Genomic DNA, 24,843 nt, shown 5'->3' on the forward strand with positions numbered 1-24,843 from the left:
CCGGTCAGCCCGTCGCGACGATCCCGCGCCGCAGCAGCTTGACCAGCTGCCGGGCCGTGTCGCGGACCGGCGTGCCGGCTGCGGCGTCGGCGATCTGGCCCGCGAAGTCGATGAGCTGCTTCATCTGGCGCACGAAGTCGCCGGCGGTCTGGTCGTTGCGGGTGATGATCTCGTCGAGCTCCTGGCCCTCGGCCCAGCGCCAGGCGGTCCACGCGAAGCCGGCGTCGGGCTTGCGGAGGAAGTCGAGACGGTGCTCGCGCTCGAGCCGCTCCAGCTCGCCCCACAGGCGGGTCATCGCCTCGATGGTGACCGCGATGGCACCGCCCGGGGTGTTCGGCGGGCCGTCCTCGGGGCGGCGGGCCTCGTAGACGAGTGCGGAGAGCACCGCGCCGAGCTGGGAGGGCGTCAGGTCGTCCCACAGGCCCGTGCGCAGCGACTCGGCGGCGACGAGGTCGAGCTCGGAGTAGATCCGCATCAGGCCGCGGCCGCGCTCGGTGACCTCGTCGTCGTGGAGGTAGTCGAGGGCCTCGAGCACCTCGCAGACGCGGTCGAAGGTGCGCGCCACGGTGTTGGTACGACGCTCGATCCGCGCGGAGAGCAGGTCGGTGTCCTTCTGCAGCTTCGCGTAGCGCTCCGCCCACCGGGCATGGTCCTCGCGGTCGGCACAGCCGTGGCAGGGGTGCTCGCGGACCTGGGCGCGCAACGCCTGGATCTGCCGGGCGACGTCCTCGTCGAGCGGGCCGCGCTCGGCGCGCGGACGGGTGAGTGACAGCGGGAGCGTCCGCACCGCCTCGCGCACCTGCTGGGCGATGTCCTTGCGCTGGTGGGGGTTGCGGGCGTCGACCCGCTTGGGCAGCTTGATCCGGGCGACCGGCTCGACCGGCGTCGGGAAGTCCATCATCGCCAGCCGCCGGCCCTGCCGCTCGGCGGTGATGACGAGCGGGCGGTGGCCGTGCTCGGACAGGCCGGGGTCGACGACGACGGCGGGACCGGCGAACTTCCCGACCGGTACGACGATCACGTCGCCGGGCTTGAGCTTCTCGAGCGAGGCGAGGGCGTCGTCGCGCCGGTCCTGCCGACGTACCTTGCTCGACTCCTTCTCCAGCTCGGAGATCCGGCGGCGCAGGCCGGCGTACTCCATGAAGTCGCCGAGGTGGCACTGCGCCGCGTCGGCGTACCCGGCCAGCGCGTCCTCCGCCTTGCGCAGCTGACGGGCCAGCCCGACCACGGCACGGTCGGCCTGGAACTGGGCGAAGGACTGCTCCAGCAGCTCCCGCGCCTGGTGACGGCCGTAGGAGTGCACCAGGTTGACCGCCATGTTGTACGACGGCCGGAAGCTCGAGCGCAGCGGGTAGGTGCGGGTGGAGGCGAGACCGGCGAGCTCGCGCGGGTTCATCCCGGGCTGCCAGAGCACGACCGCGTGCCCCTCGACGTCGAGGCCGCGGCGACCGGCCCGGCCGGTGAGCTGGGTGTACTCCCCCGGCGTGATGTCGGCGTGCGTCTCGCCGTTCCACTTGCTCAGCTTCTCCAGCACCACGGTGCGGGCCGGCATGTTGATGCCGAGCGCGAGGGTCTCGGTCGCGAACACGATCTTGACCAGACCGCGCAGGTAGAGCTCCTCGACGCACTCCTTGAACGCCGGCAGCATCCCGGCGTGGTGCGCGGCGATGCCACGGGACGCGGCGTCGAGGAAGTCGTGGTAGCCGAGCACGTGGAGGTCGGCCGACGGGAGCCCGCCGAGGGTGCTCTCGACGTACGCGATGACCTCGTCACGCTCCTCGGGCGAGGTGAGCCGGAGGTTGGCGTCGAGGCACTGCTGCACGGCGGCGTCGCAGCCGGCGCGGCTGAAGATGAAGTCGATCGCCGGGAGCAGGTTGTCGCGACGCAGCCGCTCGACGACGTCGAGGCGGCCGGGGATCCAGATGCGGCGCCCGTTGCCGACGTTGCGGCTGCCGGGCCCGCCCTGCCGGGACCCGCGTGGCTGGCGGTGGCCCTTGAGCCGGCTGGAGGCCCAGTCGTCGCGGGCCAGCTTCATCAGCTCGTCGTTGACCGGGGCGCCCTCGCGGACGAAGCCGGCGGCCGCGTCGACGTCGGTCGACGCGAACAGGTCGAGCAGCCGGCGCCCGACCATCACGTGCTGGAACAGCGGCACCGGGCGGCGCTCGGCGACGATCGTGCGGGTCGCACCGCGCACGGTCTCGAGCCACTCTCCGAACTCCTCGGCGTTGGAGACCGTCGCCGACAGCGAGATCACCGACACCGACTCGGGCAGGTGGATGATGACCTCCTCCCACACGGCGCCGCGGGAGCGGTCGGCGAGGTAGTGCACCTCGTCCATGACGACGAACCCGAGCCCGACGAGGGTCCGGGAGCGTGCGTAGAGCATGTTGCGCAGCACCTCGGTCGTCATCACCACCACGGGCGCCTCGCCGTTGATGGTGGTGTCGCCGGTCAGCAGGCCGACCTTCTCGGCGCCGTAGCGCTCGACCAGGTCGTGGTACTTCTGGTTGGACAGCGCCTTGATCGGGGTCGTGTAGAAGCACTTGCGGTCGGTCTCGAGCGCGAGGTGGACCGCGAACTCCCCCACCACCGTCTTGCCGGCTCCGGTGGGCGCCGCGACGAGCACGCCGTCGCCGTCCTCGACCGCCTTGCAGCCCTCGACCTGGAAGTCGTCGAGGTCGAACGGGAAGCCGGCGGCGAAGTCGCGGAAGACGGGGTGGCCCTTGTCCTTGCGGTACGACGCGTAGCGCTGCGCCGGGCTGAGGTGGTCGTCGTGCTCGCTCATCGGGGTCCCCGCGAGGTTGTGGGCTGGAGGAGCGAAGCGGGGGAAGCACAGAACCTCGTGGGGTGATTCATGCGATCACCTGCAGGGCTCCCGGGACGGACTCGACAGTCAGGGGCAGCGGACCGAAGCGCTCGCCGTCGGCGTACCCGACGATGCCGGAGCAGGCGACGGTCACCCGGCGCACCCGGTGGCGCTCGTACTGCGGATGGGTCACGTGACTCCCGTCGAACAGCTTCGGATAGGTCCGCACCAGCTCGCGGCGGGTCAGCGGCTTGATCAGCACGACGTCGAGCAGCCCGTCGTCGAGCAGGGCACCCTCGGTGATCCGCAGGCCGCCGCCGAAGGAGGGGCCGTTGCCGACCGCCACCAGCGTCGCCTCGACCTGGCGCTCGACGCCGTCGAGCTCGAGGACGTAGCGCAGCGGCCGGAGCACCGGGAGCTCGGCGAGGGTGGCGAGGTTGTAGCGCATCTGCCCGCGGGGCCAGCGCATCCGGTTGGCGCGCTCGTTGACGACCGCGTCGAAGCCGGCAGCCAGGACACAGCCGAAGTACCGGTCAGCGATCCTGGCCAGGTCGACGGTGCGCGGGGCCCCGTGGAGGATGCGTACGGCGGCCGCGGCACCGTCGCCGCGCGGCAGGTCGAAGTAGCGGGCGAAGTCGTTGCCGGTGCCGGCGGGCAGGATGCCGAGCGGCACGCCGGTGCCGGCGACCGCCTGGATGCCGATGTTGACCATCCCGTCGCCGCCGCACACGACGAGCACGTCGGGCTCCTCGGCCGCGGCCACGCGGGCCAGGTCGAGGGCTTCGTCGGCGTCGCGGCCGGTGAGGGCCGTCGTACGCCATCCGGCGCCGTGGAACCGGGGCAGCGCCTCGTCCCGCATCCGCGCACCCCGCCCCTTGCCCGAGGTCGGGTTGGTCAGGACGATCGCGCGGGGCACGGGTGAAGGCTAGCGCCGCGGTGTCAGAGCTCGAGCGGGCTGGCCTCGTCGGGCGAGAGCCCGGCATTGATGGCCCGGCCCGCGCGACGCCGGTCGTTGAGCCGCGCGATGACCTCGGAGAGGAGGAACAGCACGATCATCGGCACCGCCATGAACGTCATCGTGAACGGATCCGTCGACGGGGTGGCGGCCGCGGCGAAGATGAAGGTCCCGATGACGATCCACGGCCGCGCGGCCCCGAGCGCCTTGCCCTTGACCACGCCGGCCATGTTGAGGAGCACCACGAACACCGGGATCTCGAAGGCGACGCCGAAGACCAGCAGGGTGCGGGTGAAGAAGCTGAGGTACTCGTTGAACTCGACGAGGTTGGTGAGGTCGGCCTGGGTGAACCCGATCAGGATCTCCAGGCCCTTCGGCAGCGTGACGTAGCCGAGCGCGATGCCACCGAGGAAGAGCGGGCCGGCGATCACCGCGAACAGGATCGTCCAGCGCTTCTCGTTGGAGTGCAGGCCAGGGAGGACGAACGCCCAGATCTGGTAGAGCCAGACCGGGCTGGTGCCGACGACGGCAGCGATGCCGCACAGCTTCAGGTAGAGGATGAAGCCGCCGGCGACGCCACTGGTCGTCGCCATCGTGCGTTCGGCACCCAGCGCCTCGCGGGCCTTCTGGTAGGGGTCGTTGATGACCGCGAAGATCGGGTCGAAGAAGAAGAGCGCGACGATGAACCCGACGAGCAGCACGAACGCGGCCTTGAGGATCCGCGCGCGCAGCTCGCGCAGGTGGTCGGACAGCGCCATCCGCCCGTCGTCACCGACGGGATGGACGGGCTTCCCGATGAAGAGCTTGAGAAGTCCCGTGAACGCCAAGGGTCAGGCGTTGTTCTCGCGGCGCTCGTCGACGATCTCGCCCTCGGCGATGTCGTCGGCGGCGTTCAGCTCACCGGTCGAGGTCGTGGGCTTCTTCTCGTCGTCCTCGTCGTCGCGGAGCCCCTTGGTCTCGGCCTTGAAGATCCGCAGTGCCTGGCCCGTGCCGCGGGCGAGGTCGGGAAGCTTGGCGGCGCCGAAGACCAGCACCACGATCGCCAGGATGACGAGCCACTCGGCGCCCTGGGGCATTCCGATCAGGGGAAACATCGGCGGGGACCAACTCTCGATCGTCGGGTTGTGCTGACGTGGATCATCCTACGCCGCTCTCACCGGTACAGACTGAGGGTCTCCTGTGCGCGAGCGGTGAAAGTGTCGGTGAATTCCGAGGGGTGGACCACCGTCGCGTGCGGCGCCAGCCGCAGCAGCAGCCTCGTCAACCACCTGCGGTCCACCACCACCAGGTCGACCTCGGCCGAGCCGTCGTCGTTGGCACGCACGTCGCGCATCGGGTAGTAGTCGGTCGCCCACCGCGCCGGGGGCTCCAGGCGGAGGGTCACGATGGTCGCGTCCGGGGCGGCGTCGTCGGTGAACAGCCCGTCACTGAGGTCCCGCGGCGCGCGGGCCGGGACGGTACGCGACGTCGGGAGGAGCTCGGCCTTGGTGATCCGGTCCAGCCGGAACAGCCGCTCGCCCTCCGCACGGTGGCAGTGGGCGTCGAGGTAGGAGAACACGCCGTGGGTGACCACGCCGTAGGGATCGACGACCCGCTCGGACTCCTCGTCGCGCGAGGGCACGAAGTAGAGCAGCCGCAGCTGCCGGCCGGTGGCCACGGCCTGGTCGACGAGCGCCGTCAGCTGGGCGGCGACCACCTGCTGGGCATCGCGCGGCGAGGGCGTGATCTCGACGTGCGGTGCGCCGGCGGCGGCCTCGAGCTTGGCGAGCACGCGGTCGACGAGCTCGGGATTGGCGCCGGCGGCCGCGGTGTCGCGGAGCATCCGGAGGGCGACGATCATCGCCGAGGCCTCCGTCGCGCTCAGCCGCAGCGGCCGGGCGAGGTAGTCGGCGTTCTCGACCCGGATCACGCCCTCCGTGACCGGGCTGCCCTCCTCGGTGACGATGGCGTCCAGGTCGACGTCGATCAGGTCGTCCGGCAGCCCGCCCGGCAGTCCGCACATGAACAGGACCTTGAGGTCCTGCACGACCTGCTTGGGCGTCGTACCCAACAGCTGGGCGGCCTCCTCCAGCCGGACGCCGTCGCGATGGTGCAGGAACGGGACCAGGGTCAGCAGCCGGGCCACCTGGTCCCGTGCGCCCGGTGCGGGGGTGCGGCTCATCCGGCCACCTGCTCGAGGCGGGCGACGACCTGCTCCCGGATCGCGGCCGGCTCGACGAGGACGACGTCGGGACCGTGCGACAACACCTCGTCGGCCAGGCCCTGGGTGGGGCGGACCAGCACCAGCCGGTCCCAACCGGTCCGGTCGTCGGGTCCCTCGACGCCGACCTCGATCCGCTCCGCGGAGCGACGCAGGCCGTGGCCGGCTCCGTCGCGGACCAGCAGCACGGCGGTCGTGCTCGGCGTCGGCGGCGCCATCCGGCGGGCGATCTCGCGCACGTCGGTCTCCGGCGGGACGTCGTAGGCGCGCGGCGGGCCCACCAGCTCGACCTCGCCCTGCACCCGGGAGAGCCGGAAGACCCGCTCGGCGGCGCGGTCGGCGTCGTACCCGACGAGGTACCAACGCCCCGAGTACCGCACGACTCCCCACGGCTGGACCCGGCGCCGCATCGGGGCGTCCGCGTCCGGGCGCTGGTAGTCGAACTCGATCGCGTTGCGCTCGCACACCGCGACCCAGCACTTCTCGAACGCCGGCTCCTCGGCGGTCAGCAGTGGTCGGGCGATCTCCAGGGCGTCCAGGTCGACGTCGATCCCGGCTGCGGTGAGCTTGCGCACGGCGTCGGTGGTCGCCTGCGCCATCGTCGCGTGCTGCCACACCCGCGAGGCGATGCCGACGACGGCGGCCTCCTCGGGCGTCAGCTCGACGTCGGGCAGCGCGAACGCCTCCGGCGGGACGCGGTAGCCGACCTCGTCCTCGAAGAGCGGGTCGATCGTCGCGACCTCGACGGGCACGCCGAGGCTGCGCAGCTCCTCCTTGTCACGCTCGAACATCTTCTCGAAGGCGTCCGGGCGTGAGTCCGGGTACAGCAGCTCGCGGATCCGCTCCTTGGCGATCGGCCTGCGCTGCACCAGGAGCATGATCAGCAGGTTGAGGAGACGCTCACTCTTCGGTGCTGGCATCCGTGCTCGGCTCGGCGCTGGGGTCGGTGGCGCCGTCGGTCGGAGCCGCGCCGTCGGTCGGCGTGGCCTCGGGGGCCGGCTCCGGCTTCGGCGGGGTGTCGGCGGCGTCGAGGATGTCGACGACGAAGTAGAGCGTCGAGTTGGCGGGGATGTCCTCGCCCTGGGCCTTGTCGCCGTAGCCGAGCTTCGGCGGGATCTGGATCAGCACGCGGCTGCCGACGGGCAGGCCGACGAGGGCCTGCGACCAGCCCTTGACGACGCTGGCGTCCTTGCCGCCGACGACGGCCTCGAGGCCCGTGCCCTTGGAGTAGTTCTCGTCGAAGGGCTTGTCGGCCCCCGGGATCTGGCCGAGGTAGTGGGCCAGGATGGTCTGGCCCTTGGTGACGACCGGGCCGGAGCCCTTGGTCAGCGTGGCGACCTCGAGGTCACCGGACGGCTTCGGCGTGCCCTTGAAGTCGAGGCCGGTCGGCGCGCCGTCGGTCTCGACGATCTTCGGCGCCCACGCCGGTGCAGCCTCCTCGGTGCCCTCCGGGCCGGCGATGCCGGCGATGTCTGCGACGAAGAGGAGCCCGTCCTCGTTGCCGATGTCGAGGCCCGCCAGCAGGCTGGCGGCCTGGCTGCCGAGGTAGCCGCCGAAGGCGACGTCGCTGCCCACGGTGACCGCGATGCGGCTGCCGACCTTCTGGCCCGCCTTGATCTCGTCGGCGAAGCCGAGGGACAGCAGGTCGGTCAGGGACTGCGGCTCCTTGTCGGTGCCGACCGTGACCAGTGTGCTCAGCGACGTCGCGTCGTAGCTGTCGAACGGGACCTTGTGCGTCCAGCCGTCGGCGAGGGTGAACTCCACGCGCACCACGTCGCCCTTCTTCAGCGTCGCGCCGTCGCCCTCGGTGATGACCTTCGCCGCCGGCTTCTTCGCGGTCATCACGGACTTCCAGTCCAGCTTCGGCGCCTCGCCGACCGGGCCGCTGATCGTGACGGCGTCGAGGCCCTTGACCTCGTCGGAGTCCGATCCGCCGCACGCGGCGAGCGCGAGGCTCGCCGGCAGCAGGGTCGACAGGAGGAGCACGGAGGGACGTCGCAGGCGCATCAGCACGCGCAAACCCTACCGAGTGCCCGAAGGCTTGTGTCACATGCCGTCGATCAGGCGTTGCACGCGCTCGTCGTACGCCCGGAACGGGTCCTTGCACAGCACGGTGCGCTGCGCCTGGTCGTTCAGCTTGAGGTGCACCCAGTCGACGGTGAAGTCACGGCGCCGCTCCTGCGCGCGCCGGATGAACTCGCCACGCAGCCGCGCGCGGGTGTTCTGCGGCGGGACGGACTTGGCCTCGAAGATCTTCAGGTCGCTGCTCACCCGGGCGACCGAGCCGCGCTTCTCCAGCAGGTAGTAGAGGCCGCGGCCGCGGTGGATGTCGTGGTAGGCGAGGTCGAGCTGTGCGACCCGGGGGTGGCTGAGCGGGATGCCGTGCTTGGCGCGGTAGCGGTCGATCAGCTTCCACTTGATGACCCAGTCGATCTCGCGGTCGACCAGGCTGAGGTCGTCGGACTCGACGGCCTTGAGCCCGCGCTCCCACAGGTCGAGGGACCGCTCGATGATCGGCGTGGAGATGCCGCGGCGGTCGACGAAGTCGCGGGCCTTGGAGAGGTACTCGCCCTGGATGTCGAGGGCGCTCGCCTCCCGGCCGTTGGCGAGGCGGACCTTGCGGCGGCCGGTGACGTCGTGGGAGATCTCGCGGATCGCCCGGATCGGGTTCTCCATCGTGAGGTCGCGCATCACCACGCCCTCCTCGATCATCCGCAGCACCAGGTCGCACGAGGCCACCTTGAGCATCGTCGTCGTCTCGCTCATGTTCGAGTCTCCGACGATGACGTGGAGGCGGCGGTACTTCTCGGCGTCGGCGTGCGGCTCGTCGCGGGTGTTGATGATCGGGCGGCTGCGCGTCGTCGCGCTGCTCACGCCCTCCCAGATGTGCTCGGCGCGCTGGCTCACCGAGTAGCTCGTGCCGCGTGGCGTCTGGGTCACCTTCCCGGCGCCCACGATGATCTGGCGGGTCACCAGGAACGGGATCAGCACGTCGGCCAGCCGGGAGAACTCCCCGGCCCGGGAGACGAGGTAGTTCTCGTGGCAGCCGTAGGAGTTGCCGGCCGAGTCGGTGTTGTTCTTGAACAGGTAGATCTCGCCCGCGATCCCCTCGTCGTGCAGCCGCTGCTCGGCGTCCAGCAGCAGGCCCTCGAGGACCCGCTCCCCCGCCTTGTCGTGGGTGACCAGCTCGGTGACGTCGTCGCACTCGGGCGTGGCGTACTCCGGGTGGCTGCCGACGTCGAGGTAGAGCCGCGCACCGTTGCGCAGGAAGACGTTGCTGCTGCGGCCCCAGCTGACGACCTTGCGGAACAGGTAGCGCGCGACCTCGTCGGGGCTCAGCCGCCGCTGTCCGCGAAACGTGCACGTGACGCCGTACTCGTTCTCGATCCCGAAGATCCGACGGTCCATGTACGCACATTACTGCTGTGGTGGGCAGCGGGTACCGCACTCGCATGGACGCGCCAGAAGAGTTCTCGGAGTCGTACGACGCAGTGGTGCTCGGGGGCGGTGCAGCCGGCCTCCTCACCGCCCTCCTGCTGGCCCGCGGAGGCTGCTCGGTGGCGGTCCTGGAGGCCCGGCAGGTGGGCGACGGCACCACCGGGCACAGCACCGGCAAGGTGAGCCTCCTGCAGGGCACGAAGCTGCAGCGGGCCCTGCGCACCAACCCGCTCCCGGTGGTCCGGCGCTATGTCGAAGCCGGCGCGGAGGGCCAGGCCTGGCTGCGCCGGTACTGCGAGGGGCACGGACTGCCGGTCGCGGGCCGCGTTGCGACGACCTACGCGACGACGGACAGGGGCGAGGACCGGGTCAGGGCCGAGCTGGACGCTGCGACACGGGCGGGGCTCGCCGTCCGCACGACCACGGACACCGAGCTGCCGTTCCCGGTGCGCGGTGCCGTCGAGCTCGACGACCAGTTCCAGGTCGATCCCTCCCGCCTGCTGAGCCTGCTGGTCGCCGACGTCGAGGCCGAGGGCGGTGAGGTGCACGAGCGGGTGCGGGCCGTGGAGGTGCACCGCTCCGGCGACGGGGTCCGGGTACGGACCGACGGCGGGCGGTACCTGCGGGCCGGTGTCGCCGTGGTCGCCACCAACCAACCCGTGCTGCTGCGGGGACTCTTCTTCGCCCGGATGCAGGCGTCCCGGTCCTACGCCGCGACCTTCGAGAGCCCGTGGGCACCGGACGGGATGCACCTGTCGGCCGACGACGACGTGCGCTCGCTCAGGTCGACGGAGTCCGGCGGGGAGCGGCTGCTGATGGTCGGCGGCGCCGGTCACGTCACCGGACGTGGCTCGGCGTCGGCGCACCGGGACCGGCTGCTGGACTGGGCGCGGGCGAGCTTCCCGGAAGCGAGGCTGCGCACCGTGTGGTCCGCACAGGACCAGTCGCCCGTCGACGGCCTGCCGTACGCCGGCCCCGCCGTCCCCGGTGACCACCGGGTCCAGGTGGTGACCGGGTTCGACAAGTGGGGCCTCAGCACGGCTCCGGCGGCCGCGCTGCTGCTCGCCGCCGACCTCCTGGGCGGTACCCGCCCCGACTGGGCCGACGCCCTGCGCACCTGGGCCCCGCGCCAGGTGCGGGCCGCGCCCCGCGCGGCGCTCACGAACGCCGAGGTGGGCTGGCAGATGGCCTGCGGCCACGCCGGGCGCCTCCTCGCCGGTGACCGGCCTCCCGTGTGCACCCACCTCGGCGGCGTACTGGCGTGGAACGACGCCGAGGACTCCTGGGACTGCCCGCTCCACGGGTCCCGCTTCGCCCCCGACGGGACGGTCCTCGAGGGGCCGGCTGTTCGTCCGCTGCGGTGAGAATTGCTGCGGTTTGGTCCCAAACCGCAGCAATTCCGGCCGATCTCATGCGGTTCCTGCCCAATCGATGGGCGTCGTCGAGCGGTACCAGCGATTCATCACCCGCGCTCGGCCGGTCTCCGAGTACAGGGAGTCCGTGACCAGAGCCCGCCACGCCCGGAGCCGCCGAGGTCTGTGCGGCCGGCCGAGGACACGGTCCAGCTCGTGCATCAGCAAAGCCGAGTGGTTCACGAGGTCGTCGAGCGTGAATCCGCGCCGCACGTAGGGGGTGTTGGCCAAGGCACGCTCCCGGCGGAGGTCACGGCGATGGACGTTCTTGTCCCGATGGACCTCGCCGTCGTACTCGTGGATGTCGAGGCGCCCGCTGACCAACAGGTCAGCACGGCACACGAAGGTGCCCTGGTCGTCGAAGATGTCCACCTGCGGCTGGGTGGGGATCTCCATCACCATGTGGAACCAGTGCAGCAGGGTCTCACCCGCCGATTCCGAGCGGGGGTTCCGGTCTCTCCAGACGCGGCGGAGCCGGCGTACCCCTGGTCTGGTCGACGCCAGCACCTCCTGGAGGTCGGCATCAGTGACGTGGCCCAGCCGAACGGCCGAGTCCACCATGATCGCGAGGTCCAGGTCGGAGAGGTCGCGGGCACTGCGCAGCAGGATCTCCACGGGAGCGTCGACGGGCAGCCCATGCACCGTCAGCACCGTCGACCCGTGCGTCAGGCGCGAGCAGATCAGACCCGGGCGCCGTGGCCGGTTGTCCCCACGTACGGCAGCGAAGTACGGGACCTGCTCCGGGAGCGCCGGCAGGTCCCACCCGAGGACACGGGCCCCCGTCACGTGGGTGAAGACCGCATCGTGCGGCAGCACGAGCCGCAGCGCGCTGAGGTCCCTCAGGAAGTTCTCCCACGGGCTCAGCCCCACTGCTTCCGGCCGGAAGAGACCGTGGGCGACACGTTGGTTGCCCGCGGTCCTCACCTCGCCACGTACGGCGCCGTCCGGCCCGATCTTCATGTCCACAGCGTCGACGGACTGGCAGACAGGTTCAACCGGTCCTGTGCGGCCTGTGGAAAGCCACGCCGGCAGCACCAGTACTCACCCCACGGATTGGGCACAGACCGCACGTTCCGGACCCGAATTCATGCGGTTTGGGACCAAACCGCATGAATGAGACCGGCCGACTCAGAGCGGCGGGGCGACCGGGGGCTCGCCGGAGGGCGGCTCGCCGTTCGTGGGGTTCTCCAGCGGCGCGACGTCACCGGAGACCTGGTCGGTCGGGTCGGCGGGGTCGTCGGTGGCCGGGTCGGAGGAACCGCTCCCGGGAGCGCCGTCCTCGGGGAGCGGGGCTGCGTGCTCGGGAGTGCCCCGCGGGCCGAGGAGCTCGGCGACCCGGGCCGGACGCAGCCGCGAGAACTTCCGCGGCTGGGTGCGGGTCCGGTCGAGGACGGCGACCTCGAGGTCCTCGACGGGGATGACCCGGTCGCCGTCGCCGGTGTGACCGAGCGCGGCGACCGCGACGGTCAGGGCCTCGCCCAGTGACGCGCCGGCGGCGTAGTGCGACGAGAGGTAGGACGACACGGTCTCGCTGTCGCCGCCCATCACCGCGAAGCCGTGCTCGTCGGCGACCCGGCCCTCGTAGGTGAGGCGGTAGATCTGGTCGTCGGCGGCGGTGGCGCCGACCTCGGCGACGAAGATCTCCACCTCGTACGGCTTCTCGCCGCCGGAGGAGAAGATCGTGCCGAGGGTCTGCGCATAGGCGTTGGCCAGGCCCCGGCCGGTGACGTCGCGGCGGTCGTAGGCGTAGCCGCGCATGTCGGCGAGCCGGACACCTGCGATGCGGAGGTTCTCGAACTCGTTGTAGCGACCGACCGCGGCGAACGCGAGCCGGTCGTAGAGCTCGGAGACCTTGTGCAGGGCCTGCGAGGGGTTCTCGGTCACGAGGAGTACGCCGTCGGCGTACTGCACCGCTGCGAGGGACCGGCCGCGGGCGATGCCCTTGCGGGCGAAGTCGGCCCGGTCCTTCATCAGCTGCTCGGGCGAGACGTAGAAGGGGGTGCTCATGTGTCAGGCCTCCTCGCCTGCGCCGGGCAGGGGTGCGAGCGGTCCGTCGGGTCGGTCCATCCGGGCGCCCACGACCTGGTCGGCGAGCGCGCCGATCGCGGCCTCGTCGAGCTGGACGGCGCCGTCGGCGGTCACCACCCACACGATCGGGAAGATCCGGCGGGTCAGGTCGGGGCCTCCGGTCGCGGAGTCGTCGTCGGCGGCGTCGTAGAGCGCCTGGAGGCAGACCCGGACGGCGTCGTCGGACGACAGGCCCTCGTGCCACAGCTTCTTCAGGGCGCCGCGCGCGAACAACGAGCCCGAGCCGACGGTGAAGAAGGAGGCCTCCTCGTGTCGGCCGCCGGTGACGTCGTAGCCGAAGATCCGGCCGGTGCCGCTGTCGAGGTCGAAGCCCGCGAACATCGGGACGACGGCCAGCCCCTGCATCGCCATGCCGAGGTTGGCGCGGATGAGTGCGGAGAGCCGGTTGGCCTTGCCGTCGAGGGAGAGGATCGAGCCCTCGATCTTCTCGTAGTGCTCGAGCTCGACCTGGAAGAGGCGGACCATCTCGACCGCGAGCCCGGCGGTGCCGGCGATGCCGACCACGGAGTACTCGTCGGCCGGGAACACCTTCTGGATGTCGCGCTGGGCGATCACGTTGCCCATCGTGGCGCGCCGGTCGCCGGCCATCACCAGGCCGCCCGGGAAGGTGACGGCGACGATCGTGGTGCCGTGGGGCGCGATCTCGGCGGCGCTGCCGGCCGGCAGCGACCGGCGCGCCGGCAGCAGGTCAGGGGCGTTCTCGGCCAGGAAGTCGCTGAACGAGGAGGTGCCAGGGCGCAGGAAAGCACCCGGGATGCGTGCGTCGCTCATCGGGGGCTACTCGCCGCCCTTCTGGATGAACGACTTCACGAAGTCCTCGGCGTTCGTCTCGAGCACGTCGTCGATCTCGTCGAGGATCGCGTCGACGTCGTCGTCGAGGGCCTCCTTGCGCTCGGCCACGTCGGACTCGGGAGCGACCTCGGTCGTCTCCTCCGCCTCGTCGGACTTGCGCGGCTGCTTCTGCTCCTGGGCCATGACGCCAGCCTAGCCAGTCAGCGGCTGAGTGCGCGGACCAACTCGTCAGCCGTCGCACACCGATCGATCAGCTCGCCGACGTGAGCCTTGCTGCCGCGCAGCGGGTCGATCGTCGGGACCCGCTGGAGCGACTCGCGCCCGGGCAGGTCGAAGATCACCGAGTCCCACGACGCGGCGGCGATGTCAGGGGCGTACTTCTCGAGGCAGCGGCCGCGGAAGTACGCGCGGGTCTGCTCGGGCGGGTTGGTCATCGCCTGCTCGACCTCGTCGTCGGTGAGCAGCCGCTGGATCCGGCCTGCACCGACCAGGCGGTGGTAGAGACCCTTCTCGGGGCGGATGTCGGAGTACTGGTAGTCGATCAGCTGCAGCTTCGCGTCGTCCCAGGCCAGACCGTCGCGGGAGCGGTACTGCTCGATCAGCTTCAGCTTCGCCACCCAGTCGAGCTGGTCGGCCAGCGACATCGGGTCGGACTCGAGGCGGCCCAGCACGTCCTCCCACCGGGTGAGCACGTCGACCGTCTGCGGGTCCGCGTCGGCACCGTAGCGGTCCTCCACGTACTTCTTCGCCAGGTCCAGGAACTCCAGCTGGAGCTGGATGCCCGTCAACCGGCGCCCGTCGGCCATGGTCACCGTCTGTCGCAGCGACGGGTCGTGGGACACCGCGCGCAGTGAGGCGACCGGCATGTCGACGACGAGGTCGCGGCCGATGAACTTGTCCTCGATCATCGCCAGGACCAGCGACGTGGTGCCGACCTTGAGATACGTCGCGATCTCGGACAGGTTCGCGTCACCGATGATGACGTGCAGCCGGCGGTAGCGCTCGGGGTCGGCGTGCGGCTCGTCGCGGGTGTTGATGATCGGTCGCTTGAGCGTGGTCTCGAGACCGACCTCGACCTCGAAGAAGTCGGCACGCTGGCTGATCTGGAAGCCGTGCTCGCGACCGTCCTGGCCCTTCCCGACCCTGCCGGCGCCGCAGAACACCTGCCGGCTGACGAAGAAGGGCGTCAGGTGCCGCACGATGTCGGCGAACGGGGTCGAGCGGCGCATGAGGTAGTTCTCGTGCGCGCCGTACGACGCACCCTTGTTGTCCGTGTTGTTCTTGTAGAGCACGATCTGCGGGTTGCCGGGCAGCTGCTGGGCGCGGCGTGCCGCGTCGAGCATGACCTGCTCCCCCGCCTTGTCCCAGCGGACGACGTCGAGCGGGGTGACCACCTCGGGCGTGGAGTACTCCGGGTGTGCGTGGTCGACGTAGAGCCGGGCACCGTTGGTGAGGATGACGTTCGCGAGGCCCAGGTCCTCGTCGGTGAGCTGGGTGGGATCCGCGATCTGGCGCGACATGTCGAAGCCGCGGGCATCGCGCAGTGGTGACTCCTCCTCGAAGTCCCACCGGGCGCGGCGCGCTCGCACGGTCGCCGACGCGTAGGCGTTGACGACCTGGGACGAGGCCACCATCGGATTCGCGGTCGGCTGGCCCTGGACCGAGATGCCGTACTCCACCTCGGTGCCCATCACGCGGCGCACGCTCATGCCTCCAGCCTACGGCGTCACACCGACCGGGCGGCGGGATGCCGTTGCGCCGTTCGGGTAGCGCACAGGCACGAGGTGTCAGGGGGTGACCCGATGGCGGGCGTGGAGCAGCGCACGGAGCAGGCGGCGCGGGAGGCGAGCGACCACCCGGCGATGACCGGCGTGGCGCGGGCCGGGATGGCGGCGTACGGCGTGGTCTACGTGATCGTCGCCTGGCTGGCGGCGCAGCTGGTCCTGGGCAGTCCCGACGGCTCGGCGTCCGGGCAGGGTGCGCTGGAGCAGGTGCGCGACCGGCCGATGGGCGCGGTGGTGCTGTGGCTGGTCGCGGTGGGGCTGTGCGGCCTGGCGCTCTGGGAGGCCTGCCAGGCGGTCGGTGGCCACCGCGACGAGGAGGGCGCACGCCGATGGGTCGGCCGCGCGGTGTCCGCAGGGCGCGGCGTGGTGTTCGCTGTGCTCGCGGTGCTGGCGATCCGGACGGCCAGCGGCTCCGGCAGCTCCGGCGGCTCCGGCAGCGGCTCGGACGGAGTGACCGGACGGCTGATGGCGTTGCCGGTCGGACCGGCGATCGTGGTGCTCGTCGGTCTCGGCATCGCGGCGGTGGGCGTGTTCAGCATCGTCCATGCGGTCTCGGACCGGTGGCGACGCGGCCTGGAGCCGGAGGCGAGGGCAGGGGCGCTGGGCCGGGTGGTGACCGTGCTGGCCAGGGTCGGATTCGGCGCTCGCGGCCTGGCGTTCCTGGTGCTGGCCGGGATGTTCGTGTGGAGCGCGCTCACCCACGACCCGGCGAAGTCGGGCGGCCTGGACCAGGCGATCGTGCGGTTCCGGGACGAGCCGTTCGGTCCGGCCCTGATGCTCGTGGTCGCGGCGGGGCTCGGGTGCTACGGGGTGTTCCACCTGCTGCGCGCGGCGTTCCTGCGCGGGGACTGAGCCGGTGCTGACGCGACGTGCCGGGCCCCTCAGGGCCCGGCACGTCGAGGAGTCAGCGGCTCTTCGCGACCTTGACGGCGGCGGTGACGCCGAGCGCGACGAGGGCGACGATGATCAGCTTCTTCATGGATGGCTCCTGGGGGATGCGGTGCGGACGGGACGTGGCCCACCCTAGGTGAGCCGGCCAAGACGGACCTACAGGTACTGACCGGTGTCGTTGACGGTGTCGATGGAACGGCCCGGCTCGGTGCCCTGCTTGCCGGTGATGAGGGTGCGGATGAAGACGATCCGCTCGCCCTTCTTGCCCGAGATCCGCGCCCAGTCGTCGGGGTTGGTCGTGTTGGGCAGGTCCTCGTTCTCCTTGAACTCGTCGACGCACGCCTGGAGGAGGTGGGAGACCCGCAGCCCCTTCTGGTCGTGCTCGAGGAAGTCCTTGATCGCCATCTTCTTCGCCCGGTCGACGATGTTCTGGATCATCGCACCGGAGTTGAAGTCCTTGAAGTAGAGGACTTCCTTGTCGCCGTTGGCGTAGGTGACCTCGAGGAAGCGGTTCTCCTCGGTCTCGGAGTACATCCGCTCGACCGTCGCGCGGATCATGCCGCCGACCGTGGCCTTGCGGTCGCCGTGGAACTCGGCGAGGTCGTCGGCGTGCAGCGGCAGGCTCTGGGTGAGGTACTTGCTGAAGATGTCGCGCGCCGACTCGGCGTCGGGCCGCTCGATCTTGATCTTCACGTCGAGACGCCCCGGGCGCAGGATCGCCGGGTCGATCATGTCCTCACGGTTCGAGGCGCCGATGACCAGGACGTTCTCCAGCAGCTCGACCCCGTCGATCTCGCTGAGCAGCTGGGGCACGATCGTGTTCTCGACGTCGGAGGAGACGCCGGAGCCGCGGGTGCGGAACAGCGAGTCCATCTCGTCGAAGAACACGATGACCGGCGTACCGGTGCTCGCCTTCTCCCGCGCCCGCTGGAACACGAGCCGGATGTGGCGCTCCGTCTCACCGACGTACTTGTTGAGCAGCTCGGGGCCCTTGATGTTGAGGAAGTACGACTTCCCCTCCTGGCCGGTCTTCGCGGCGACCTTCTTGGCCAGCGAGTTGGCGACGGCCTTCGCGATCAAGGTCTTGCCGCAGCCGGGAGGGCCGTAGAGCAGGATGCCCTTGGGTGGCTTGAGCTCGTGCTCGGCGAACAGCTCGGGGTACAGGTACGGCAGCTCGACGGCGTCCTGGATCGCCTCGATCTGGTTGCCGAGCCCACCGATCGTGTCGTAGGTGATGTCGGGGACCTCCTCGAGGACGAGCTCCTCGACCTCCGACTTCGGGACCTTCTCGTAGACGTACCCGGCACGGGAGTCGAGCAGCAGCGAGTCACCGGCCCGCAGCGTCTCGGTGAGCAGCGGGTCCGCGAGGCGGACGACGCGCTCCTCGTCGGCGTTGGCGATCACCAGGACCCGCTGGCCGTCGGCGAGCACCTCCTTGAGCATGACCACCTCGCCGACCGTCTCGTAGTCGAACGCGGCGACCACGTTGAGGGACTCGTTGAGCATGACCTCCTGGCCACGCCGCAGGGTCTCGAGGTCGACGTTCGGGCTCGCGGTCACCCGCAGCTTGCGACCACCGGTGAACACGTCGACGGTGTCGTCCTCGTTGCGCTGGAGGAAGGTGCCGAAGCCGGCCGGGGGCTGGGCCAGCCGGTCGACCTCCTCCTTGAGCTTGAGGATCTGGTCGCGTGCGTCGCGCAGCGTCCCGGCGAGACGCTCGTTCTGGGCGGTGACCGCAGCCAGGGAACGCTGGGCCTCGGCGAGCCGGGCCTCGAGCGAACGGGCAGCTCCGGTCGGGGTGTCGACGAGGCGACGGCGCAGGTCGCCGACCTCCTCCTCGAGGTAGCGCACCTGGTCCTCGAGCTCCTCGCGGCTCGGGGAACGGTGTCCGCCTGTCGTGCCTTCTCCCATGCTCGTCATGGCACACCTCCTTGATCCGACATTACTCGGGCGGGTGTTACAAGGAAGTGATTAACGGCCTTTGGGCAGAAACACCATGTTTCGAGGCGGAAATGTTGCGGTTTGGGACCAAACCGCAACCTCCGCGCCGTCAGTCGTCGGCCGGGGTCTCGGGTACGCCGGGCGGCCGGGGGCCGGTGTAGTCGGGACCGTAGGCACCGGGAGCCGGGCGGCGCTTCTTCAGCGGCGCACGCTCACCGGGAGCCATCCGGCGGGCGGTGACGAGGAAGGCGGTGTGGCCGATCATCTTGTGACCGGGACGCACGGCCAGGCCCTCGACGTGCCAGTCGCGGACCAGCGACTCCCACGGCGCGGGCTCGGTGAACCCGCCGTGGACTCGCACCGCCTCGACGAACTTCGACAGCTGGGTGGTCGTGGCGACGTACGCGCACACGATGCCGCCGGGCAGCAGCGCGTCGGCCGCGGCGTCGAGGCAGTCCCAGGGGGCGAGCATGTCGAGGATGATCCGGTCGCACCGCTCCCCGGACGCGGGCAGCGCCTCGGCGAGGTCGCCGAGGGTCAGGTTCCACGCGGGGTGGTCGCCGCCGAAGAACTGGGTCACGTTGCGGCGCGCGACGTCGGCGAACTCCTTGCGGCGCTCGAAGGACGAGACGCGGCCGTAGGGGCCGACGGCGCGCAGGAGCGAGCAGGTCAGCGCACCGGAGCCGACGCCGGCCTCGACGACGTGGGCGCCGGGGAAGATGTCGGCCATCGCCACGATCTGGGCGGAGTCCTTGGGGTAGACGACCGCGGCACCGCGCGGCATCGAGACGACGAACTCGGAGAGCAGCGGTCGGAAGACGAGGTACTCGCCGCCGACCGAGGAGGTGACCGCGAAACCCTCCTCGCGGCCGATCAGGTCGTCGTGCTCGAGGTGGCCCTTGTTGGAGAAGAACCGCTTGCCGGGAACGAGCTCGAAGTTGTGCTTGCGGCCCTTGCCGTCGACCAGCCGGACCCACTCGCCGGCACGCAGGGGGCCGCGGTGGACGCCGGACCAGGCTTCGGGGGCTACGTCGCCGGCAACGTCGCCGGCGGGACTGTGGGGCGCATCGGTCACCGGCGCAATCTACCGGCTCACCTGCGGACGGCGCGGATCAGGTCGGCCGCAGCGAGCACGCCGTACACCCGGCCGTCGTCGTCGAGCAGCACGTACTCCGACGCGGGCGTCGAGCGGACCTTGTCGAGCAGCGCGGCGCCGGTGATCCGCACGGGCAGCGCCAGCCCGGGCTCGAGGGTGCGCGCGACGGTGGAGACGGCGATCCACGGCGCCCGGTCGGCGGGTACGGCGCGCGCGGCGGTCTCGTCCACGACACCGACCGGGCGTCCGTCGGCCGTCGTGGTCACGATGCTGCCCGCGCCGGCCTCGCGGGCCTGGCGCATGGCCTCGGCCAGGGGCAGGTCGTCGGGGACGGTCAGCGCGCGCCGGGCGAGCTCGCTGGCGACCACGTCGTCGAACTGGCGGGTGATCCCGGCCACCGCGAGCGCCTGGCTGGCACCGGTCCACAGGAAGAGCGCCACGATCATCAGGACCAGCGGGTTCACGACGTCGCCGTAGCGGGAGGACCACAGGGCCCAGATGCCGACGAGGACGGCGGTGCCGCGACCGGTCCAGGCGGCCACGGCGGTGCCGGTGTGCACCCGACCGGTGATCGCCCACACGCCCGCCTTGAGGACCCGGCCGCCGTCCAGCGGCAGCCCGGGGACCAGGTTCAGCACGCCGATCATCAAGTTGGCCCCGGCCAGGCCCTCGATCACCAGGCGCAGCAGGCCGTCGGGGGTGACGAACCACGCCGCCAGCGCGGCCGCACCGACGGCGATCGAGGTGATCGGGCCGACCACGGCGATCCAGAACTCCTGGCGCGGCCGGCGCGCCTCCCCCTCGATGGACGTGGCGCCGCCGAGGAAGTGCAGCGTGATGGAGTGCACCGTGAACCCGAACCGGCGGGCCACCACGGCGTGCGACGCCTCGTGGAGCAGCACGGCGAGGTAGAGCGCGATCGCGAAGGCGATGCCGACGACGTAGGTCCACGCGCCGAGGCCCGGCTGCACCTGCTCGACGCGCGGGCTCATCACCACGGCGATCAGTCCTGCGATCAGGAACCAGGAGCTGGAGACGAGCACGTCGCTCCCGGCGATCCGGCCGATCCGGAACATGCCCCGGGGCAGGGGCGCACGCCCCTGGGCGGATCGCTGTCTTCCGGACACACCACGAGGCTATCCGGGACTCGGCTGCCGGACGTCCTCGGCGTGGTGTCGGAGGGCTGCCCTACTGTCGATCGCATGACCAGCACACCAGCAGCCGCCGGCATCGAGCCGGCCGATCCGTCGGAGCGGGGCGGCACCCGGGTCGACGGCGTCGAGGTGCTGGGTGCGCTCTCACCCTCGCGGGTCGGCGACTTCCTCAACTGCCCGCTGCTCTACCGCTTCCGCAGCATCGACCGGCTCCCCGAGCCGGCCTCCCCCGCCGCCGTGCGCGGCACCGTGGTCCACCGGGTCCTCGAGCAGCTCTTCGACCTTCCCGCGACCGAGCGCACGCCCGAGCAGGCCGACCGGATGCTCGCGCCGGCCTGGGAGGAGCTGCAGGAGATCGAGCCCGCGGTGACGTCGATGTTCCCCGAGGACGGCCCGGAGATCGCCGCATGGCTGGCCTCCTGCCAGGAGGTCCTGGCCCGCTACTTCGACCTGGAGGACCCCACCCGGCTGGAGCCCGCCGAGCGGGAGCTGTACGTCGAGACGCTCACCGAGGCCAAGCTGCTGCTGCGGGGGGTGATCGACCGGGTCGACATCGCTGCCGACGGGGCGATCCGCGTGGTGGACTACAAGACGGGCCTGTCCCCCCGCGAGATGTTCGAGGGCAAGGCCCTCTTCCAGCTCAAGTTCTACGCACTCGTGCTGTGGCGGATGCGCGGAGTCGTGCCGAAGATGCTGCAGCTCGTCTACCTCGGCAACAGCGAGGTGCTGCGCTACGAGCCCGACGAGCGCGACCTGCTCGCCACCGAGCGCAAGGTGCTGGCGGTGTGGGACGCGATCCGGGCCGCGACCGAGCGCCGGGAGTTCGAGGCGCGCAAGGGGGCGGGCTGCACGTGGTGCGCCCACCAGGCGCTGTGCCCGGCCTACGGCGGCACCCCGCCGCCGTACCCCATCTCGCGGGAGACCGTCAGGGCCGACGAAGCGAGCCCAGCTCCTGCGGAGTGACCCCCTCGAGGGTCTCGCGGAACACCCGGCCCGGACCCGGCGGGACCGGCACGTGGTTCGGTACGACGAGCACGGTGCACCCCGCTGCCGCGGCCGACGTGGCGCCGGTCGGCGAGTCCTCGACCGCGACGCAGTCGGCCGGGTCGACACCCAGCGCAGCGGCGGCGGTCAGGTAGGCCTCGGGGTGGGGCTTGCCGTTGTCGACCATGTCACCGGTGACGATCACCCGGAAGGTCTCGGGCGGCAGGTGCTCGAGGATCGGGGCGACGAAGCGCTGGTAGGACATGGTGACCAGGCCGCACGGCACCCCGGCGCCGTGCAGGGCCAGCAGCAGCTCGCGGGCGCCCGCGCACCACGGGACGGCATGGCGGACCTGGTCGACGACGCCGTCGAGGAGCATCTCGACGACCTCCTCGGCCGACTGGGTCAGGCCGAGCTTGGACCTGATGTACTCCCCCGACACGAGCAGGTCGTTGCCGACGAGCTGCATCGCGTCCTCGTGGGTCCAGGTGCCACCGTGCTCGGCGGCGATGGCCTCCTCGGTCGCCATCCAGTAGGGCTCGGTGTCGACGAGGGTTCCGTCCATGTCCCACAGGACCGCCGCGGGCAGGTTCATGGCACCAGCCTAGGAGCCGGAGCGCCGGGCGAGCTCATCCGCGGCGGCGGCGAGGCGGCGCACGGCCTCGGTCATCACGGCCGGCTCGAAGGTGAACGGGAGCCGCAGGTGGTCGTCCCAGGCTCCGGTGGGGTCCGTCTCGCGGCCCGGTGTGACCTCCACGCCGTGGCGCAGGGCGACCCGCGCGAACCCGGAGGCGTCGTAGCCGGGCAGCCGGATCCACAGCGCCGTGCCGCCGGCGGGGTCCTGCCAGCTCCAGTCGGGCAGGTGGGTGCGGAGCAGGCCGCTCGCGTGCTCGAGATGCTCGAGCGCGACAGCGGTCCGGTCCGCGCCCAGCGTCGCGAGCTCGGGGACCAGCCGGGCCGCGACCGCCTGGTCGATGAGCGGGGTGCCCATGTCGGCGTTGGCCTTGAGGTGGCCGAGCTGCTCGATCTCGTCGGCGCCCGCGCGGATCCAGCCGATCCGCAGCCCCGCCCACAGCGCCTTGGACAGCGAGCCGAGGGTGAGCACCCGCGCCCCGGCGGTGGCGAACGCGGCTAGCGGAGGCGGCACCGGTCCGGCGTGGGTGAGGGTCGTCGAGTACGCGAGGTCCTCGACGACGGGTACGTCGTGCTCGCCGGCCACGCGGGCGACGTCCCGGCGGCGTACGGCCGACATCAGGGCGCCGGTCGGGTTGTGGAAGGTCGGCATCACGAACAGCGCCGCCACCTGCTCGGTCGCGAGCACCTCACCCAGCCGGTCGGCCCGCAGCCCGTCGTCGTCCATGGGTACGCCGACCAGCCGGGCACCGAGCGCGCTGAACGTGTCGAAGCAGCCCGGCCAGCTCGGTGACTCGACCGCGACCGTGGACCCACGCTCCAGTAGCAGCTGCGTGACGAGGGCGATCGCCTGGTGGGTGCCTGTCGTCACCAGGACCTGGTCCGGGCTCGTGGGGAGGCCGCAGGAGGTGTGGTGGTCGGCGATGGCCGCGCGCAGCGACGGCAGTCCGCGCGGCGCGTAGCCGACCTCCTCGAGCAGCGTGGGGAGGTCGTCCTCGACCACAGCGGCGAGGGCGGACGCGATCCGTGGGTCGCCGGGCTCCAGGGCGTACCGCATCGAGATCAGCCCCTCGGCTGCGGTGTCGAACCGTCGGACGGCGGCCGTGGACAGCCCGCGCTGCAGCCGCCGCGTCACCGCGGCGGGCTCGCGGTCGGCAGGAGCTGCGATCCGGGTACCACTCCCCTGCCGGCTCTCGACCAGGCCACGACCGCGCAGCTCGTCGTACGCCGCCACCACGGTCGCGCGGCTGACGTGCAGCGCGCGGGCCAGGTCGCGCTCGGAGGGCAGGCGGTCGCCCGCGACGAGCAGGCCGGCGCCCGCGGCCGATGCGAGGGCCGTCGCGAGGCGGCGGTAGAGCGCGCCGGGACCTGCAAGGTCGTCGCCGAGAAGGCGCGCGAGCTCGTCGGGGTCGCGAAAACGATCCACTTGCGCCTCCATTGGCCCGGGTCCGGCAGGGCGGTCGGCGCCCACGCTAGGCGAGATCCCCGACCGAACGAACGGAGCATCCCCGTGAGCACCGCCCTCGACCCCGCCCAGCTGCTCGCCTTCGCCGCGGCGTCCGTCGTCCTGGTCGGCATGCCGGGCCCGAACACCATCTACATCACCACGCGCAGCCTCGCCCACGGAACCCGGGCCGGGGTGGTCTCGGTGCTCGGCGTCGAGACCGGGACTGCGGTGTACGCCGCCGCCACCGCGCTCGGCCTGTCCGCACTGATCGCGGCCAGTCCGACCGCGTTCACGGCCATCCGCTACCTCGGCGCGGCGTACCTCGTGCACCTCGCGTTCCGCGAGCTCACCCGTCACCGCGCCAGCGGCCGCGTCACCGACCGGGAGGCACCTGCCCGGCTGGGCCGGGTGTACCGCGACGGGCTGCTGATGAACCTGCTCAACCCGAAGGTCGCGCTGTTCTTCCTGGCCTTCCTGCCCCAGTTCATGACCAGCGGGGCGACAGGCGCCGCGGCCCGGGCCGAGGTGCTCGCCCTCGGGCTCGTGACGGTGCTGGTGGCACTGGCCGTCGACCTGACGTACGCCGTCGTCGCGGGTGCGCTGGGCCAGCGTCTCCGGCGCAGGCCTCGCCGCTCTCCCCGGCACCCCGGCCTCCGACGGTTGCCGGTCGCGGGGGTGTACCTCGCGATCGCGGCGGCCGCGGTGACCGGCGGAGCCACCGCCTGACCCCCACTCATTCAGGCGGCGGCCCCAGGATCTCCTGGCCGCCGGCGATCCCGGCGGCGACCAGCGCCTGCATCGTGACGTCCCAACCGTCGGGCCGGGGCTCGGTGACCGGCCGGCCGGCGCCACGGAAGAAGCTCTCCATCCCGCTCGGCGTGCAGATGGTGAGCAGGTCCACCTCCTCGGAGGTGAACCGGTAGGCGTGCGGGACGTCGCGGGGCAGGAACACCGCGCCGCCCGCACCGACCTCGTGCCTCTCGTCGCCGACCCAGAAGATGCCGTGCCCCGAGAGGAGGATGAACATCTCGTCCTCCTTGCGGTGCAGGTGCAGTGGCGACGCCGAGCCGGCGGTGAGCGTGCTGCGAACGACCGTGACCTGGTTGCCGGTGTGCGAGCCGTCGAGGAGGACCTGCAGCTCGGTGCCGCCGATCCACTCGATCCGGTCGTGGTCGGCGGCCTGGGCGATGTAGGCGAGGATCATCGGGATCTCCCGTCGTGC

General features: G+C 71.5%; 23 protein-coding genes. 4 read left to right on the forward strand and 19 right to left on the reverse strand.

Annotated features, from left to right (window positions below):
* Window positions 1-4: 4 nt before the first annotated feature.
* The 8 genes from BJ958_RS06685 to pafA all read right to left on the reverse strand — a co-directional run bounded on the left by BJ958_RS06685 (window position 5) and on the right by pafA (window position 9,369).
* Window positions 5-2,785, reverse strand: coding sequence for a DEAD/DEAH box helicase (locus tag BJ958_RS06685; protein WP_179726123.1), 2,781 nt, complete (start codon window positions 2,783-2,785; stop codon window positions 5-7).
* A gap of 67 nt (window positions 2,786-2,852) precedes the next feature.
* Window positions 2,853-3,722 (reverse strand): diacylglycerol kinase, encoded by an 870-nt coding sequence (locus BJ958_RS06690; protein WP_179726124.1) that lies wholly within the window; start codon window positions 3,720-3,722, stop codon window positions 2,853-2,855.
* A 23-nt stretch (window positions 3,723-3,745) separates the two neighbouring features.
* On the reverse strand, window positions 3,746-4,519 hold the full coding sequence (tatC, locus tag BJ958_RS06695; RefSeq protein ID WP_246319016.1) for a twin-arginine translocase subunit TatC: 774 nt from the start codon (window positions 4,517-4,519) through the stop codon (window positions 3,746-3,748).
* A gap of 72 nt (window positions 4,520-4,591) precedes the next feature.
* Window positions 4,592-4,837 (reverse strand): twin-arginine translocase TatA/TatE family subunit, encoded by a 246-nt coding sequence (gene tatA / locus BJ958_RS28405; protein ID WP_343052590.1) that lies wholly within the window; start codon window positions 4,835-4,837, stop codon window positions 4,592-4,594.
* Between the two features lie 77 nt (window positions 4,838-4,914).
* Window positions 4,915-5,922: a helix-turn-helix transcriptional regulator gene (locus BJ958_RS06705; protein ID WP_179726127.1), complete on the reverse strand. Its 1,008-nt coding sequence runs from the start codon at window positions 5,920-5,922 to the stop codon at window positions 4,915-4,917.
* A complete protein-coding gene (locus BJ958_RS06710; RefSeq protein WP_179726128.1) occupies window positions 5,919-6,881 on the reverse strand; it encodes a helix-turn-helix transcriptional regulator in 963 nt (320 codons plus the stop codon). Before BJ958_RS06710 ends, BJ958_RS06705 begins: the two co-directional genes overlap by 4 nt.
* Window positions 6,862-7,968, reverse strand: coding sequence for an FKBP-type peptidyl-prolyl cis-trans isomerase (locus tag BJ958_RS06715; protein ID WP_246319315.1), 1,107 nt, complete (start codon window positions 7,966-7,968; stop codon window positions 6,862-6,864). The genes BJ958_RS06710 and BJ958_RS06715 overlap by 20 nt, the downstream gene beginning before the upstream one ends.
* Before the next feature lie 39 nt (window positions 7,969-8,007).
* Window positions 8,008-9,369: a Pup--protein ligase gene (gene pafA, locus BJ958_RS06720; RefSeq protein WP_179726130.1), complete on the reverse strand. Its 1,362-nt coding sequence runs from the start codon at window positions 9,367-9,369 to the stop codon at window positions 8,008-8,010.
* Between the two features lie 44 nt (window positions 9,370-9,413).
* On the opposite strand from pafA, the gene BJ958_RS06725 reads away from it, so the two are divergent.
* Window positions 9,414-10,763, forward strand: a complete 1,350-nt coding sequence (locus BJ958_RS06725; protein WP_179726131.1) for an FAD-dependent oxidoreductase — start codon at window positions 9,414-9,416, stop codon at window positions 10,761-10,763.
* Between the two features lie 45 nt (window positions 10,764-10,808).
* Here BJ958_RS06725 and BJ958_RS06730 read toward each other — a convergent pair whose 3' ends face one another.
* The 5 genes from BJ958_RS06730 to dop all read right to left on the reverse strand — a co-directional run bounded on the left by BJ958_RS06730 (window position 10,809) and on the right by dop (window position 15,400).
* Complete coding sequence (locus tag BJ958_RS06730; protein ID WP_179726132.1) at window positions 10,809-11,846, reverse strand: hypothetical protein; 1,038 nt, start codon at window positions 11,844-11,846, stop codon at window positions 10,809-10,811.
* Between the two features lie 93 nt (window positions 11,847-11,939).
* On the reverse strand, window positions 11,940-12,818 hold the full coding sequence (gene prcA, locus BJ958_RS06735) for a proteasome subunit alpha (protein ID WP_179726133.1): 879 nt from the start codon (window positions 12,816-12,818) through the stop codon (window positions 11,940-11,942).
* Between the two features lie 3 nt (window positions 12,819-12,821).
* Window positions 12,822-13,670 (reverse strand): proteasome subunit beta, encoded by an 849-nt coding sequence (prcB, locus tag BJ958_RS06740; RefSeq protein ID WP_179726134.1) that lies wholly within the window; start codon window positions 13,668-13,670, stop codon window positions 12,822-12,824.
* Window positions 13,671-13,676: 6 nt separating this feature from the next.
* On the reverse strand, window positions 13,677-13,874 hold the full coding sequence (locus tag BJ958_RS06745; RefSeq protein WP_179726135.1) for a ubiquitin-like protein Pup: 198 nt from the start codon (window positions 13,872-13,874) through the stop codon (window positions 13,677-13,679).
* A 17-nt stretch (window positions 13,875-13,891) separates the two neighbouring features.
* A complete protein-coding gene (dop, locus tag BJ958_RS06750) occupies window positions 13,892-15,400 on the reverse strand; it encodes a depupylase/deamidase Dop (RefSeq protein ID WP_179726136.1) in 1,509 nt (502 codons plus the stop codon).
* A 102-nt stretch (window positions 15,401-15,502) separates the two neighbouring features.
* Between dop and BJ958_RS06755 the strand changes: the two genes are divergently transcribed.
* Entirely contained in the window at window positions 15,503-16,327 is an 825-nt protein-coding gene (locus tag BJ958_RS06755; RefSeq protein WP_179726137.1) for a DUF1206 domain-containing protein, read from the forward strand.
* A 195-nt stretch (window positions 16,328-16,522) separates the two neighbouring features.
* Here the strand turns inward: BJ958_RS06755 and arc are convergent, their stop codons facing one another.
* The 3 genes from arc to BJ958_RS06770 all read right to left on the reverse strand — a co-directional run bounded on the left by arc (window position 16,523) and on the right by BJ958_RS06770 (window position 20,530).
* The gene (gene arc, locus BJ958_RS06760) at window positions 16,523-18,286 is read right to left on the reverse strand and encodes a proteasome ATPase (RefSeq protein WP_179726138.1); all 1,764 of its coding nucleotides are present in this window, start codon (window positions 18,284-18,286) and stop codon (window positions 16,523-16,525) included.
* A gap of 130 nt (window positions 18,287-18,416) precedes the next feature.
* Window positions 18,417-19,382, reverse strand: a complete 966-nt coding sequence (locus BJ958_RS06765) for a tRNA (adenine-N1)-methyltransferase (RefSeq protein WP_179726139.1) — start codon at window positions 19,380-19,382, stop codon at window positions 18,417-18,419.
* Between the two features lie 17 nt (window positions 19,383-19,399).
* Entirely contained in the window at window positions 19,400-20,530 is a 1,131-nt protein-coding gene (locus BJ958_RS06770; RefSeq protein ID WP_273517493.1) for a site-2 protease family protein, read from the reverse strand.
* A gap of 75 nt (window positions 20,531-20,605) precedes the next feature.
* Between BJ958_RS06770 and BJ958_RS06775 the strand changes: the two genes are divergently transcribed.
* The gene (locus tag BJ958_RS06775) at window positions 20,606-21,520 is read left to right on the forward strand and encodes a RecB family exonuclease (protein WP_179726140.1); all 915 of its coding nucleotides are present in this window, start codon (window positions 20,606-20,608) and stop codon (window positions 21,518-21,520) included.
* Here BJ958_RS06775 and BJ958_RS06780 read toward each other — a convergent pair.
* Together BJ958_RS06780 and BJ958_RS06785 are read right to left on the reverse strand one after the other, a co-directional pair.
* Window positions 21,483-22,136 (reverse strand): HAD family hydrolase, encoded by a 654-nt coding sequence (locus tag BJ958_RS06780; protein WP_246319017.1) that lies wholly within the window; start codon window positions 22,134-22,136, stop codon window positions 21,483-21,485. The two genes, BJ958_RS06775 and BJ958_RS06780, sit on opposite strands and share 38 nt — an antisense overlap.
* 9 nt (window positions 22,137-22,145) lie before the next feature.
* Window positions 22,146-23,600, reverse strand: coding sequence for an aminotransferase-like domain-containing protein (locus tag BJ958_RS06785; RefSeq protein ID WP_343052591.1), 1,455 nt, complete (start codon window positions 23,598-23,600; stop codon window positions 22,146-22,148).
* Between the two features lie 84 nt (window positions 23,601-23,684).
* Here BJ958_RS06785 and BJ958_RS06790 point away from each other — a divergent pair, with 84 nt between their 5' ends.
* Window positions 23,685-24,347: a LysE family translocator gene (locus BJ958_RS06790; protein WP_343052592.1), complete on the forward strand. Its 663-nt coding sequence runs from the start codon at window positions 23,685-23,687 to the stop codon at window positions 24,345-24,347.
* 7 nt (window positions 24,348-24,354) lie between these two features.
* Here the strand turns inward: BJ958_RS06790 and BJ958_RS06795 are convergent, their stop codons facing one another.
* Window positions 24,355-24,825, reverse strand: a complete 471-nt coding sequence (locus BJ958_RS06795; protein ID WP_179726142.1) for a cupin domain-containing protein — start codon at window positions 24,823-24,825, stop codon at window positions 24,355-24,357.
* Between the last annotated feature and the right edge of the window lie 18 nt (window positions 24,826-24,843).

It is taken from the genome of Nocardioides kongjuensis (assembly GCF_013409625.1).
Taxonomy (GTDB): Bacteria; Actinomycetota; Actinomycetes; order Propionibacteriales; family Nocardioidaceae; genus Nocardioides; species Nocardioides kongjuensis.

Excerpts from the sequence above, each read along its gene's own strand:
- BJ958_RS06725 (WP_179726131.1), top strand. The coding sequence starts at position 9,414 with ATGGACGCGCCAGAAGAGTTCTCGGAGTCGTACGACGCAGTGGTGCTC.
- BJ958_RS06710 (WP_179726128.1), bottom strand. The coding sequence starts at position 6,881 with ATGCCAGCACCGAAGAGTGAGCGTCTCCTCAACCTGCTGATCATGCTC.
- BJ958_RS06795 (WP_179726142.1), bottom strand. The coding sequence starts at position 24,825 with ATGATCCTCGCCTACATCGCCCAGGCCGCCGACCACGACCGGATCGAG.
- prcB (WP_179726134.1), bottom strand. The coding sequence starts at position 13,670 with ATGAGCGACGCACGCATCCCGGGTGCTTTCCTGCGCCCTGGCACCTCC.
- BJ958_RS06705 (WP_179726127.1), bottom strand. The coding sequence starts at position 5,922 with ATGAGCCGCACCCCCGCACCGGGCGCACGGGACCAGGTGGCCCGGCTG.
- pafA (WP_179726130.1), bottom strand. The coding sequence starts at position 9,369 with ATGGACCGTCGGATCTTCGGGATCGAGAACGAGTACGGCGTCACGTGC.
- BJ958_RS06685 (WP_179726123.1), bottom strand. The coding sequence starts at position 2,785 with ATGAGCGAGCACGACGACCACCTCAGCCCGGCGCAGCGCTACGCGTCG.
- BJ958_RS06775 (WP_179726140.1), top strand. The coding sequence starts at position 20,606 with ATGACCAGCACACCAGCAGCCGCCGGCATCGAGCCGGCCGATCCGTCG.
- tatA (WP_343052590.1), bottom strand. The coding sequence starts at position 4,837 with ATGCCCCAGGGCGCCGAGTGGCTCGTCATCCTGGCGATCGTGGTGCTG.
- dop (WP_179726136.1), bottom strand. The coding sequence starts at position 15,400 with ATGAGCGTGCGCCGCGTGATGGGCACCGAGGTGGAGTACGGCATCTCG.
- BJ958_RS06715 (WP_246319315.1), bottom strand. The coding sequence starts at position 7,968 with ATGCGCCTGCGACGTCCCTCCGTGCTCCTCCTGTCGACCCTGCTGCCG.
- BJ958_RS06745 (WP_179726135.1), bottom strand. The coding sequence starts at position 13,874 with ATGGCCCAGGAGCAGAAGCAGCCGCGCAAGTCCGACGAGGCGGAGGAG.
- tatC (WP_246319016.1), bottom strand. The coding sequence starts at position 4,519 with ATGGCGCTGTCCGACCACCTGCGCGAGCTGCGCGCGCGGATCCTCAAG.
- arc (WP_179726138.1), bottom strand. The coding sequence starts at position 18,286 with ATGACGAGCATGGGAGAAGGCACGACAGGCGGACACCGTTCCCCGAGC.
- BJ958_RS06780 (WP_246319017.1), bottom strand. The coding sequence starts at position 22,136 with ATGAACCTGCCCGCGGCGGTCCTGTGGGACATGGACGGAACCCTCGTC.
- prcA (WP_179726133.1), bottom strand. The coding sequence starts at position 12,818 with ATGAGCACCCCCTTCTACGTCTCGCCCGAGCAGCTGATGAAGGACCGG.